Genomic DNA, 13603 nt, shown 5'->3' with positions numbered 1-13603 from the left:
GCCGCTTCCGATGCTCGCCGAGGTCCGGCAAGCCACCCCGGTTCACCGCAGGCCGCGGGCCTTCTCATAGATCTCGATGTACTGCTCCGGCGTCACCTCGGCCACCACCTCGCCGATCAGCTCCAGCGGCAGGTCGGCCAGCTTCTTGAACCGCACGCAGGACTTGCCCATGTTGAGCTTCTTCCCGGTCGCCTCGTACCGCGCCCGGAAGTCGTCCCCGTCCGCGTACGCCCCCATCAGGTACAGCGACAGGTACTGCTTCTGCGAGGCCAGCGCCACGTAGCCCAGCGGGTGGCCGTTGTAGGTGTCCGGGTACCGGCTCAGCGGGACGTGCCAGCAGATCATCCCGAAGTCCATGCCCTCCTCGTAGCCCTCGGGCAGGTTCGCCAGGACCACCTCGCGGACGGCGGCCACGGTCTCGCGGCGGTCCGGGGGCAGCTCGGCCAGGTAGTCCTCGACGGTGTTCGCGCTGCTCTGCATACCCGCAGGCTAAGGCGCGACCCCGACAGGACGCCCCGCCTCGAACAGGTCCTTCCAGGTGAACGCGACCTTCTTCTGGGCGCGCTGGCGGCGCACCGTCTCGCGCTGGGCCTCGCGCGGGGTGAACGGGACCTCGCCCGGGCGTTCGGCGCGCAGGAAGTAGTGCACGACGGTGCCGTCCAGCACCGCCTCCAGCCACAGCTCCATGGTGCCGACCAGGGCCCCGCCCACGGTCCAGCGCAGGCCCTCGGCCCCGCGGTCGGCGTAGACGGTCAGCTCCAGGTCCGGCCAGTACGCGCGCCAGGAGGCCGGATCGGCGAGGCTGGCGGCCAGGGTGGACGGGGGAACCGTGATGAAGAGTTCGTCGACCACGTCTACCGAGGACATGGGACAAAGCGTGCCATAACGGCCACAGCTGGGTTACGCCCTATTGTCACAGCGTCACAAGGAGCTAGGTTAACCCGTCAGTAACACCCTCCCTGCGTTAGCGAGGTTGACGTGCGAGAGTTCAGCGTCCCGGCCACCGCCACCGTGGCCGATGAGGAGAACCTCACCGACATGGTGTGGGCCAACGCGGAGCGGTTCGCGACGGCGGTGAGCTTCCGCAGACGGGTCGACGGCACCTGGCTGGACGTCACCGCCAAGGACTTCGCCAACCAGGTCGTCGCGCTGGCCAAGGGTTTCATCGCCTCGGGCGTCCAGCAGGGCGACCGGATCGGGCTGCTGTCCAAGACCCGGTACGAGTGGACCCTGTTCGACTACGCGATCTGGTTCGCCGGCGCGGTCAGCGTGCCGATCTACGAGACCTCCTCGGCCGGTCAGATCGAGTGGATCCTGTCCGACTCGGGCGCCCGCGCGGTGGTCGTGGAGACCTCGGCGCACCGCAGCACCCTGGACGGCGTGCGCGGCAACCTGCCCGAACTGTCCGATGTGTGGCAGATCGAGAACGGCGCCGTGACCAGCCTCACCGAAGCGGGCAAGGGCGTGCCCGACAGCGAGGTGCACAACCGGCGCGCGGCGGTGCGGGCCGACGACCTGGCCACCATCATCTACACCTCGGGCACCACCGGCCGTCCCAAGGGCTGCGAGCTGACCCACCGCAACCTGCTGGCCGAGATCCGCTCCGACATCGCCGCCTTCCCCAGCCTGCTGCAGCCCGGCAACTCGATGCTGGCCTTCCTGCCGCTGGCACACGTGCTGGCCAGGGTGCTCGCGGTGTGCGCGGTCTACACCCGCACCACGGTCGGGCACACCGCGGACGTGAAGAACCTGGTCGCCGACCTGGGCACCTTCCGGCCGACCTTCGTGGTCTCGGTGCCCAGGGTGTTCGAGAAGGTCTACAACGGCGCGAAGCAGAAGGCGCACGCCGCGGGCAAGGGCAAGATCTTCGACCTGGCCGAGGCGACCGCGGTGGCCTACAGCGAGGCGCAGGACCACGGCGGCGCGGGCCTGGGCCTCAAGCTCAAGCACGCGCTGTTCGACAAGCTGGTCTACGTCAAGCTGCGCAACGCCCTCGGCGGCCGCTGCCAGGCCGCGGTCTCCGGCGGCGCCCCGCTCGGCGCCCGGCTGGCGCACTTCTTCCGCGGCGTCGGCGTCACCGTCTACGAGGGCTACGGCCTCACCGAGACCAGCGCCGCGGCCTGCGTGAACACCCAGGACGCGATCCGGATCGGCTCGGTCGGCCGCCCGGTGGCCGGCACCTCGGTGCGCATCGGCGAGGACGGCGAGGTGCTGATCAAGGGCGACATCGTCTTCCGCCGCTACTGGCGGAACGAGGCGGCCAGCGCCGAGTCGATCAGGGACGACTGGTTCCACACCGGTGACCTCGGCGAGCTCGACGACGCGGGCTTCCTGTCCATCACCGGGCGGAAGAAGGAGATCATCGTCACCGCCGGCGGCAAGAACGTGGCCCCCGCGGTGCTGGAGGACCGGCTGCGCGCGCACCCGCTGATCAGCCAGTGCATGGTGGTCGGCGACCGGCAGCCGTTCATCGCCGCGCTGATCACCATCGACCCGGAGTTCTTCCCGGCCTGGAAGAAGCAGCACGGCAAGCCCGAGGACGCCAGCGTGGCCGAGATGGTCGAGGACGCCGAGCTGCGCGGGGAGATCGAGGCCGCGGTGGCCGAGGCCAACCAGGCGGTCTCCAACGCGGAGGCGATCAAGAAGTTCCGGATCCTGCCGGTGGACTTCACCGAGGCCGGTGGCGAGCTGACGCCGAGTCTGAAGCTGCGCCGGAACGTGGTGAACGAGACCTACTCGACCGAGATCTCCGGCATGTACAGCTGAGAAGAATTTCGGGTGGCCCGCGCTTCGTCCCCCTGTAGCGCGGGCCACCCGGCCCCCCTGACAACTAGGTTGCCGGACGGCGCTGTCGTCTCGCTGACGTGTGACTAACGCGGACGCCTACAGTGTTCGGGGCACGGTCGGCCCAGGCTTCATGGTGCCCGCAACCAGGGCACGGGGGGAAGGAATTCATGGAATCGGCGCCCAAGGAGGTGGTTTTCCGGATCCTCGGGCCGGTCGAGGTCCGCCGCGGCGGGCTGCCGGTGGAGGTGCGAGCCGGAAAACACCGGGCGCTGCTGGCCACCCTGCTGCTGCGGGCCAACCAGGTGGTGCCGGTCGAGGAGCTGTTCGACCGGATCTGGGGCGACACGCCGCCCGCCCGCGCCCGCGGCACCCTGCAGACCTACGTGATGCGGCTGCGCCAGGCCCTCGGCGACGAGCCGGGCCCCGGCCAGCTGGTGCACACCCGCCCCGAGGGCTACCTGATCCGGCTCGGCTCCGCCCAGCTCGACCTGTTCACCTTCCGCGAGCTGCTGGAACGGGGCCGGGCGCTGGCCGCGGCCGCGGATCCGGCCGGGGAGGCGGACTGCCTGCGCCGGGCGCTGGCGCTCTGGCGCGGCGAGGCGCTGTCCGGGGTGCCCTCGGACGCGCTGCGCCGGGACGAGGCGCCCCGGCTGGCCGAGGAGCGGCTGCAAGCCCTGGAACGCCGGATCGAGGTCGACCTCCAGCTGGGCAGGCACGCCGAGCTGGCCGCCGAGCTGCACCGGCTCACCGCCGAGCACCCGCTGCGCGAGCGGTTCTGGCACCAGCTGATGCTGGCCCTCTACCGCTGCGACCGGCAGGCCGAGGCGCTGCGGGTGTTCGGCCAGCTCAGCGACACCCTGGCCGAGGAGCTGGGCATCGACCCCGGTGAGCCGCTGCGCCAGCTGCACCGGGCGATCCTGGTCAACGACCCCGCGCTGGCCGCGCCCCGCCCGGTCGAGCCACCGGCCGACCTGCCCGCCCAGCCGCGCCAGGGCGTGCTCCGCCAGCTGCCGCCGGACCTGGCCGACTTCGTGGGCCGGGCCGGTGAGCTGCGGCGGATCGGGGAGCTGCTGTCCAGCTCCGGCCCGCGCACGGCCGCGCCGATCGTGGTGCTGGCCGGACCGCCGGGCATCGGCAAGACCGCGCTGGCCGTGCGGGCCGCGCACCGGCTGGGCGAACGCTTCCCGGACGGCCAGCTGCACATCAACCTGCGCGGGCACGCCAGCAGCCAGCCGATGACCGTGGCCGAGGCGCTGGCGCACTTCCTGCGGGTGCTGGGCGTGCCGCAGAAGCAGATCCCGACCGAGATCGAGGAGCAGGCCGCGCTGTACCGGTCGCTGCTCACCGGCCGCCGGGTGCTGGTGGTGCTGGACAACGCGGCCGCCGCCGAGCAGGTCCGCCCGCTGCTGCCCGCCGAGCCGCACTGCGGGGTGCTGGTGACCAGCCGGGACGACCTGCGCGGGCTGACCGCGTTGCAGGGCGCGCGCAGGCTCACCCTGGAGGTGCTGGACCGGCCGGAGGCGCGGGACCTGCTGGCCGCGATCCTCGGGCCGGACCGGATCGCCGCCGAGCCGAGCGCCGCCGACGGGCTGGCCGAGCTGTGCGCCCGGCTGCCGCTGGCCCTGCGGATCGCCGCGGCCAACCTGGTCAGCAACCCCCGGCACACCCTGGGCGGCTACCGGGACGAGCTGCGCGCCGGGACCATCGCCGCGCTGAGCATCGACGGTGACGACCAGGTCGCGGTGCACGCCGCCTTCGACCTGTCCTACACCGCGCTGCCCGCCGACGTCCGCCGCCTGTTCCGCCACCTCGGCCTGGTCCCCGGCCCCGACTTCACCGCACCGGCCGCCGCGGCCCTGGCCGATGTCGACCTGGCCGAGGCCGACCGCCTGCTGGACCGCCTGACCGCGGCCAACCTGGTCGGCCAGCACTCGCCTGCACGGTTCCACTTCCACGACCTCCTGCGCCGCTACGCCCAGGACCTGGGCGAGGAAGAGGACAGCCCCGAGGAGCTGGCGGCCGCGCGCCGACGGCTGTTCGCGGGCTACCTGCGGGGCGCGGACCAGGCCATCCGGCGGCTCTACCCGGACGCGCTGCTGCTGTCCAGGGGCACCGGGCTGGTCCCCGCGCCCGAGTTCGCCACCGGCCAGGAGGCGCTGGCCTGGCTGGACACCGAGCGGCCCAACCTGCTCGCCGCGGTGCACCACGCCGCCGGGCACGGGCCGCCGGAGACCGCCTGGCACCTGATCGACTCGCTGCGGCTGTACTTCTACGCGCACCGGCACACCGCGGAGTGGCTGGCCGCCGGGCACGCCGCGCTGCGCGCCGCCCAGGAGCACGGCGAGGTCGAGGCGGCCGCGACCATGCACCACAACATCGGCACCGCGCACAGCAACGGCGGCGACTACCAGCAGGCCGTCGAGCACTTCCAGCGCGCGCTGACCCTGCGCGCCGGTCGCCCGAAGACCGCGGCCACCGCGACCACGCTGAACAACCTGGGCATCGCGCACGCGGTCTTCGGCAGGCTCGCCGAGGCCGCCGGGCACCTGCACCGGGCGGTCGACCTGCACCGCGAGCTGGGCGCGCGGGCGCTGGCCTACAGCACCCTGGTCAACCTGGCCATCGTGCTGGCCGACCTCGGGCAGCTGCGCCTGGCCGCGGACCAGCTGACCGAGGCGCTGGCCTTCTACGCCGACCACGGCTCCCGCTACGACCAGGCCAACACCGAGGAAGCCCTGGCCAAGGTGCACCTGGACCTCGGCGAGCACGCCGAAGCCGCCCGGCACGCCGAGGCCGCGCTGGCCAACGCGCGGGCGGTGGACGACCGGCGCACCGAGTGCGACACCCTGTGCACCCAGGCCGCGCTGCACCTGGCCGCCGGCGAGCACGCCGCCGCGCTGCGCGCCGCCACCGGCTCTCTCGGCCTGGCCCGCGATATCGCGCACGCGAGCACCGAGATCGACGCGCTGATCGTGCTCACCCAGACGCACACCGCGGCGGGCGCGGCCGAGGAGGCGCTGCACTGCGGGCGCGAGGCCGAGCGGGTGGCCAGGGCGTCGGGCCGCCGGGTCAAGGTCGGCCAGGCGCTCACCGCGCTGGCCGCCGCCTGGCTGGCCGCGGACCCGCTGGGCGCCGACGGGCTGGCCGCGGCGCTGTCCACCGCGCAGCAGGCGCTGGACGTGCACGCCGAGACCGGCCACCGGCTCGGCGAGGCCCGCACCCTGCTGCTCATCGCGGAGGGACTGGGTCGCGGCGCGGAGGCCGGGGCCGCGGCGCCGTACCTGGCGCGGGCGCGGGAGTTGTTCACGCTGGTGTGGGGGCGCCAGCGCGAGCCGGCGGGGGTCGAGTAGACAGGTTGAGCGGAAGGGGGGTGGTGGCGTGACCGGGCTGGAGTTCCAGGTCCTCGGTCCGTTGCAGGTGAGCAGGGCCGGCCGGGTGCTGCGGATCGGCGCGGCCCAGCACCGGGTGCTGCTGGCCTGCCTGCTGCTCAGTCCCGGCAAGCCGATCGAGGCGGACGCCATCGCGGGCCACCTGTGGCCGAGGGAGGCCGCCCGGCCGCGCAACCCGCGCGGCGCGGTGCACACCTACGTGCAGCGGCTGCGCGCCCGCCTGGGCGCCGAGGTGATCCGCACCGTGGCGCACGGCTACCTGCTCGACGTGCCGCCGGAAGCCGTTGACCTGCACCGGTTCGCCGCGCACCTGCGCCGCGCGGACGAGGCCCAGGACACCGAGGTGGAGCACGCCGAGCTGACCGCGGCGCTGGCCCAGTGGCACGGCGAGCCCTTCGCCGACGTGCCCGCGCCGGGCTTCACCGAACCGGAGGCGGCCCGCTGGCAGGAGCGCAGGCTGACCGCGCTGGCCAGGCGGATCCAGCTGGACCTGGACCGCGGCGAGCACAACGCGGTGATCGGCGAGCTCCAGCTGCTCACCCGGCGGCACCCGGTGCGGGAGGTGTTCTGGAGCCAGCTGATGGTCGCCCTCTACCGTGCCCAGCGCCCGGCCGAGGCGGTGCAGGTCTACGCCACCGCGGCGGCCACCCTGCAGGCCGAGCTGGGCATCTCGCCGGGGGCCCGGCTGCGCTGGACGCACGAGGCGGTGCTGACCAACGCCCCTGGGCTGGCCGCGCCGCCACCGGCGGCCGAGCTGTGGCGACCGGCCTGCCAGCTGCCCTCCGACATCAGTGACTTCACCGGCCGGCACACCGAGCTGACCGAGCTGGGCGAGCTGCTGGCGCGGCAGCGGGAGCAGCGGGTGCTGGTGTGCGGGCAGCCCGGCATCGGCAAGACCGCGCTCGCGGTGCGCGCCGGGCACCTGCTGCGCCCGGCCTTCCCGGACGGCCAGCTCTACGTCAACCTGCGCGGCTACTGCCCCGGCGAGCAGCTCGACCCCGCCCAGGTGCTCGGCCAGTTCCTGCGCGCGCTCGGCGTGCCCGCCGACCAGGTTCCCTACCGCACCGCGGACCGGATCAGCCGCTACCGGGCGCTGCTGGCCGGGCGGCGGGTGCTGGTGCTGCTGGACAACGCGGGCTCGGCGGCCCAGCTGCTGCCGCTGCTGCCGGACACCCCCGGCTGCGCCGCGCTGGTCACCAGCCGCAACGCGCTGTCCACTGTGGACTGTCATCGGATCCGGCTGGACCCGTTGGGGGAACAGGACTCCCTGGACCTGATCGGCGCGATCCTCGGCCCGGAACACCTGGCGGCGCACCGCGCGGCCGCCGCCGAGCTGGCCGGTCTGTGCGCGCGGCTGCCGCTGGCGCTGCGCATCGCCGCGGCCAACCTGACCGTCCGCGGCGAGCCGGACCTGCCCGGCTACGTGCACGAGCTGGCCACCGGCAACCGGCTGGCCGCGCTGGCCATCGACGGCGACGACGACGCGGCCGTGCACCGCGCCTTCGACCTGTCCTACGCCACGCTTTCCCCTGCCGCGCAACGGGTCTTCCGCGACCTCGGCCTGGTGCCCGGCCCCGACTTCACCGCCGCGCACGCCGCCGTGCTCACCGGGTGCACCCGGGAGGAGGCGGCCGAGCTGCTGCACCAGCTGGCCACCGCGCACCTGGTGCAGGAGCACCGCGAGGGCCGCTACCAGTTCCACGACCTGCTCCGGCTCTACACCGGCAGGCAGCGCGACCTGGAGGACCCGCCGGAGGCGGTGGCCGAGGCGCGGCAGCGGCTGCTGGCCTACCTGCTGGACTGTGCGAGCTACGCCGCCGTGCTGCTCTACGCCGAGGCCCCGCGCGAGGGCGTCGGCGAGCAGGCCCCCTTCACCGACTCCGACGGCGCCAAGCACTGGCTGGACGCCGAACGCGCCACCCTGGTGGCCGCCGTGCTGGCCACCCAGGAGCAGCCGGACGAGCTGTGCGTGGCCCTGGCCACCGCGCTGACCACCCACTTCTGGACCAACGGGCACTTCGAGGAGCAGGTGCTCAGCTGCGAGGCCGGGCTGCGCTCGGCGCGGCGGCAGGGCCTGGTCCTCGGGCAGGCCGACATGCACAACGCGCTCAGCGGGGCGCTGTCGGTGTACGGGCGGGTGGCCGAGGCGGTGCGGCACGGCGCGCTGGCGGTGTGCCGCTACCGCGAGGTCGGCTCCCGCTCGGGAAAGGCCATGGCGCTGACCAACATCGGCATGGCCTACGAGGTCGCCACCCGGTTCCACCGGGCGATCGCCCGCTACACCGAGGCGATCCGGCTCAGCGCCGAGGCCGGGTTCCCGGCGGGTGAGGGCTACGCCAGCCAGGGCCTGCACTCGGCCTACGTCGCGGTCGGCCGGCTGCCCGAGGCGGTCGCCCGGATCGAGCACGCCTACCGGATCGCGCACCGGCTACAGGCGCACGAGTCGGAGACGCTGTGCCTGGTGCACCTGGCCGACACCCTGGCCGGGGTGGGCGAGTTCACCGAGGCCGGCCGGCGGCTGGCCCAGGCGCAGCGGCTGGCCCAGCGCCTGGGCCGGTTGCAGCAGCGCCTGGTCGAGGAGGCCCGCGCCCGGTTCGAGCTGGCCAGGGGCGATGTGGCGGCCGCGCGGGTGCACCTGGACCGGGTGCTGGCCAGCGAGGCGGGCAGCTCGCGGGACCGCCTGGAACCGGCCACCCGCACGCTGATCGCGGCCATCCACCGCGCGCACCGGGAGTGGCCCGAGGCGCTGCGGCACTACCGGGCCGCCCGCGAGCTGGCCAGCACCTCCGGCGGCCACCCCGCGGTCCCGGTGCTGATCTGCCTCGGCGTCTCCGCGGTGCGCCGGGGCCAGGGCGACCCGGCCGCGGCGCTGCCACACGCCGAGGAGGGCGAGCAGATGGCCCGCACCAGGGGCCTGCGCACCGCGCTCGGCGACGCGCTCACCGAGCTGGCCGTGGTGCGGCTGGACCTCGGCGAGCCGGAGACCGCGGCCGGGCTGGCCGAGTCCGCGATCGCGGTGCACCGGGAGACCGGCAGGCGACCGGGTGAGGCGCAGGCGCTGGAGGTGCTGGGCCGGGCCAGACTGGCCACCCACGGCCCGCGTGTCGCCCGTCCACTGTGGACAGAGGCGCTGGCACACTACGTGACCATGGGCGTGGTGGACACCAGCGCCGTCCGGGCCAGGCTGGCCGAGCACGGAGCCACCCCGTGACACTGGAGTTCCGGCTGCTCGGCCCCACCGAGACAGTCCACAATGGACAGCTCCTGCCCGCGCTGCCCGGCAAGCACCGCACCGTGCTGGCCGCGCTGCTGCTGCGCCCAGGGCGGCCGGTGAGCATCACCGAGCTGACCGAGCAGGTGTGGGAGCAGCCCCCGCGCAACCCGAAGAACGCGCTGCAGACCTACATCCGCCGCATGCGCGCCACCCTGCCCGAACCGGTGCTGCGCACCACCGCCACCGGCTACCTGGCCGAGGTCCAGCCCGATTCCGTTGACCTGCACCGCTTCCGCGCCCTGGTCGCCGAAGCGGGCGGCGACCCGCACGCCGAACGCGCCACCCTGCGCGCCGCACTGGCACTGTGGCGTGGCCCCGCGCTCTCCGACGTCTTCTCCCCCGCCCTGCGGGTCACCGCGGCCGGACTGGAAGCCGAACGGCAGCAGGCGCTGGAACGCCGGATCGACCTGGACCTGGCCCTGGGCGGGCACGCCGAGCTGGTGCCGGAGCTGCAACAGCTGACCACCCAGGACCCGCTGCGCGAACGGCACTGGGCCCAGCTGATGCTCGCGCTGGCCGGCTCCGGCCGCCAAGCCGAGGCGCTGCAAGCCTTCCAGACCGCGAGCGAGACCCTGAGCAGACTGCTCGGCATCCGCCCGTCCCCGGAACTGCGCGCCCAGCACCAGGCCATCCTGACCGAACAGCACCCCCGCGCCACCCCGCCCCCTGCCCCGCGCGGCGGCCTGCCCATCCACCAGCTCCCGTTGGACATCAACGACTTCGTCGGCCGCGCGGAGCTGGTCGAGGCCATCACCACGGCCCCGCACGGCTGCACGGTGATCTACGGCCAGCCCGGCGTCGGCAAGACCGCGCTGGCCGTGCACATCGGCCACCTGCTCAAGGACCGCTACCCCGACGGCCAGCTCTACGTCGACCTGCGCGGCTACTCCCCCGAGGAGAAACCCACCACCTTCGCCGTGCTGGCCCGCTTCCTGCGCGCCTTCGGCCTCACCGAGTCCGAGATCCCCGCCGACGAACCGGGCCGCGCCCGCCTGTACCAGTCCCTGCTGGCCGACCGCCGCTTCCTGGTCCTGCTGGACAACGCCGCCGACGCCACCACGGTCGCCCCCCTGGTGCCCACCGGCAAGCACTGCCGCACCCTGATCACCAGCCGCGGCGTCATCCCCGGCCTGCCGGAGTGCCGCCGCGTCACCCTGGACGTCCTCAACCCGGCCGAAGCCCGAACCCTGCTCACCCGCATCCTCGGCCCGGACCTGGTCGAGGCCCACCCAGCCGAGTCCGCCCAGCTGGCTGACCTGTGCGCCCGGCTGCCGCTCGCACTGCGGGTGGCCGCGGCCAACATCGCGGGCCTGTCCTCCCCCGACCTCGGCGCCTACCTGCACCGCCTGGCCGGCCGCGACCGGCTCGCCGAACTGGCCATCGACGACGACCAGGACACGGTGGTCCGCCGCGCCTTCGACCTGTCCTACCGCGCGCTGACCGTCCCGGCCCGCCGGATGTTCCGGCTGTCGAGCGTGACGCCCGGCTCGGACCTCACCGAACCGACCGCGGCGGCGCTCGCCGGGGAACCGGCCGGGGCCGCACTGGCCGAACTGGCCGACGCGCACCTGGTCGACGAGTACCGGCCGGGGCGCTACCGCGCGCACGACCTGCTCCACCTCTACGCCGCGGAACGCCACCAGGCCGAGGACGCCCCCGCGGACCGGGCGGCCGCCGAACACCGGCTGCTCGAGCACTGCCTGACCGGCACGGTGCAGTTGATCGGCCTGCTGTACGGGCCGCGCACCGAGACCGCGCTCGACGACTGGTCGCCCCAGCGGGCCTGGCCGCGACCGCGCACCGCGGCCGAGGGCCTGGAGTGGTTCGACACCGAGTTCGCCACCCTGACCGGGGTGCAGGGGCGCGCTGTCGACGCCGATCCGGAGCGGGCGGCGCTGCTGGGCATCGCGATGCTGCGGGTGCTCTACATCCAGTACCAGCACGCCGAGCAGGTCGTCCTCGCCCGGCGCACCGTCGAAGCAGCGGACCGGGCCGGAGCGCTCCGGGCGGGCGCGGACGCGCGGGGCATCCTGAGCGAGATCCTGCTCTGGCGGCGGGACTACCGCACCAGTGTGCGGCTGGGCGCTGAGGCCAAGCTGGTCTTTACCCGGCTCGGCCTGCCCGCGGGCGAAGCCCTCGCGCTGATCCGCATCGGCCACGCCCACGGCCTCGCCGGCCGGCTGGACCGGTCCCAGGTGTACTTCGAGCGCGCCCACCGGATCGCCACCGCGGCGGGTTCGCGGCTGGTCCAGGGGGTGGCGCTGACCCACCTCGGCGCGGCGACCATGCGGCTGGGCCGCCTCGCCGAGTCCGGCGCGCAGGTCTCCGCCGCGATCGAGATCTTCGCCGAGCTCGGCGCGGCGGGGCTGGAGACGCTCGCCCTGGCCGACCTCGCCGATCAGCAGGTCCGCCTCGGGCGGCCCGAGCTGGCCGTGCGCAGCCTGTCGCGCTGCCGGGACCTGCGCTGGAAACTGGGTATCGCGCTCCCGGAGTCCGTCGGCGCCGGCCTGATCGCCGAGGCCTACGCGGAGCTGGGCGACTACGAGCAGGCGCAGCGGCAGATCACCGCGCTGCGGACCGACCCGTACCCGGTGCGGCGCAGGCTCAACAGCGCCTACGGGCTGCTCGCCGAGGGCATCGCGGAGCACCGGCGGGGACGGCCCCGGCTCGCCGCCGACCGCTTCGCCGCCGCCTACCAGCAGGCGGCCCCGCTCGGCCAGTTCCAGGAGATGACGCAGGCGCTGCTCGGCAACGCCCTGGCCCACCTCGACCTGGCCGAACTGCCCGAGGCCCGGCGGGTCGCCGGCGAGGCGGTCGCCCTGGCCCGGCGGACCCACCAGCGGACCTTCGAGGCCCGCGGCCTGCTGGCGCTGGCCAGGGCCGAACAGCGGCTGGGCGCGACCGCGGTGGCGGCCCAGCACGCGCGGGCCGCGCTGACCGCTTTCCAGGAGACCGGCTACGAGGGTGGCACCGGGCAGACGCTGGCGCTGCTCGCCGAGCTGGACGCGGCTCAGCCGTCCAGGTAACCCGCCAGCCGGGCCCCCGCGGCGTCCCAGCGCCAGGCCCGGCGCATCCACTCCCGCCCGGCCCGCCCCATGCTCGCCGCCAGCTCCGGATCACCCAGCAGCCGCCCGACCGACTCGGCCACCGCGCGCACCGAGCGCCCGTCCACCACGCTGCCGGTGACCCCGTCCCGCACCGTCTCCGGCACCCCGCCGGAGTCCCCGGCCACCACCGGCAGCCCGCTGGCCGCGGCCTCCAGGAAGACCAGGCCGTGGCCTTCGACGTCCAGGCCGAAGCCGCGTTTGCGGCAGGGCATGGCGAAGACGTCGGCGGCGGCGTAGTAGGCGGGGACCTCGGTCATCGGGAGCGCGCCGGTGAAGATCACGTGTTCGTCCACAGTGGACTGTCTGGCCAGGCGGCGCAGGCGCTTGAGGTACGGGCCGCCGCCGACCAGGAGGAGCTTCGCGCCGGGGACCTGGTGCCGGATCCGGGGCAGGGCGCGGATCAGGGCGTCCTGGCCCTTGCGCGGGACCAGGCGGGAGACGCACAGCACCACCGGGGCCGCGCCGAGCCGGTGGCGGCGGCGGATCTCTTGGCGGGCAACGGAGTCCGGGCGGAAGTAGGTGGCGTCCACCCCAGCCGGCAGGTGTTCCAGCGCGGCCAGCGGGCCGAAGGAGGAGGCGATGGCCGAGCGGGTGTACCGGCTCACGCAGGTGACCACGTCCGCGGCCGCGCCGATCCGGCGCAGCGCCCAGCGCGCTCCCGGGAACATGGACCAGCCGACCTCGTGGCCGTGGCTGCACGCCACCACCCGGCGCGCCCCGGCCACCCGCAGCCGCGCGGCCAGCAGGCCCAGCGGGGCGGCCGCGCCGAACCACACCGCGGTGCAGCCCTCGGCGCGCAGGATGTCGGTGGCCCTGGCCACCACCTCGGGCTCGGGCAACAGCAGCGGGCTGGCGTGCCGGATCACCGGGAACGGCAGCGCGGCGTCGAAGTCCGCCGCCGAGCCCACCGGGCCGTCCCAGGCCGGGGCGTAGACGACCAGGCTGTCCGGGGGCAGCGCGGTGGCCAGCGAGTGCAGGTACGCCGGGATGCCACCGGGACGGGGCGGGAAGTCGTTGGTGACCAGCAAGGTGCGGCGCACGGGGCG

The 13603-nt window shown here is 74.6% G+C and carries 7 protein-coding genes; 4 read left to right on the top strand and 3 right to left on the bottom strand.

Annotation, left to right across the window (positions count from 1 at the left end; genetic code table 11):
- Positions 1–42: 42 nt before the first annotated feature.
- Together N8J89_RS09410 and N8J89_RS09405 are read right to left on the bottom strand one after the other, a co-directional pair.
- On the bottom strand, positions 43–480 hold the full coding sequence (locus N8J89_RS09410) for a DUF1801 domain-containing protein (RefSeq protein WP_283663947.1): 438 nt from the start codon (positions 478–480) through the stop codon (positions 43–45).
- 9 nt (positions 481–489) lie between these two features.
- Positions 490–867 (bottom strand): polyketide cyclase / dehydrase and lipid transport, encoded by a 378-nt coding sequence (locus N8J89_RS09405; RefSeq protein WP_283663946.1) that lies wholly within the window; start codon positions 865–867, stop codon positions 490–492.
- A gap of 111 nt (positions 868–978) precedes the next feature.
- Here N8J89_RS09405 and N8J89_RS09400 point away from each other — a divergent pair, with 111 nt between their 5' ends.
- The 4 genes from N8J89_RS09400 to N8J89_RS09385 all read left to right on the top strand — a co-directional run bounded on the left by N8J89_RS09400 (position 979) and on the right by N8J89_RS09385 (position 12476).
- Positions 979–2766 (top strand): AMP-dependent synthetase/ligase, encoded by a 1788-nt coding sequence (locus tag N8J89_RS09400; protein ID WP_283663945.1) that lies wholly within the window; start codon positions 979–981, stop codon positions 2764–2766.
- 188 nt (positions 2767–2954) lie between these two features.
- On the top strand, positions 2955–6137 hold the full coding sequence (locus N8J89_RS09395; protein WP_283663944.1) for an AfsR/SARP family transcriptional regulator: 3183 nt from the start codon (positions 2955–2957) through the stop codon (positions 6135–6137).
- Positions 6138–6165: 28 nt separating this feature from the next.
- Positions 6166–9387 (top strand): AfsR/SARP family transcriptional regulator, encoded by a 3222-nt coding sequence (locus tag N8J89_RS09390; protein WP_283663943.1) that lies wholly within the window; start codon positions 6166–6168, stop codon positions 9385–9387.
- Positions 9384–12476, top strand: coding sequence for an AfsR/SARP family transcriptional regulator (locus N8J89_RS09385; protein WP_283663942.1), 3093 nt, complete (start codon positions 9384–9386; stop codon positions 12474–12476). The genes N8J89_RS09390 and N8J89_RS09385 overlap by 4 nt, the downstream gene beginning before the upstream one ends.
- Here the strand turns inward: N8J89_RS09385 and N8J89_RS09380 are convergent.
- Positions 12461–13597, bottom strand: coding sequence for a glycosyltransferase family 4 protein (locus tag N8J89_RS09380; RefSeq protein ID WP_283663941.1), 1137 nt, complete (start codon positions 13595–13597; stop codon positions 12461–12463). The two genes, N8J89_RS09385 and N8J89_RS09380, sit on opposite strands and share 16 nt — an antisense overlap.
- Between the last annotated feature and the right edge of the window lie 6 nt (positions 13598–13603).

Origin of the sequence: Crossiella sp. CA-258035 (genome assembly GCF_030064675.1) — a bacterium.
Classification (GTDB): Bacteria; Actinomycetota; Actinomycetes; order Mycobacteriales; family Pseudonocardiaceae; genus Crossiella.
This window is presented reverse-complemented; position numbering and strand designations above follow the sequence as displayed.

What these genes read in the sequence shown, in the direction of transcription:
- N8J89_RS09410 (WP_283663947.1), bottom strand. Translation starts at nt 480, where the DNA reads ATGCAGAGCAGCGCGAACACCGTCGAGGACTACCTGGCCGAGCTGCCC.
- N8J89_RS09405 (WP_283663946.1), bottom strand. Translation starts at nt 867, where the DNA reads ATGTCCTCGGTAGACGTGGTCGACGAACTCTTCATCACGGTTCCCCCG.
- N8J89_RS09395 (WP_283663944.1), top strand. Translation starts at nt 2,955, where the DNA reads ATGGAATCGGCGCCCAAGGAGGTGGTTTTCCGGATCCTCGGGCCGGTC.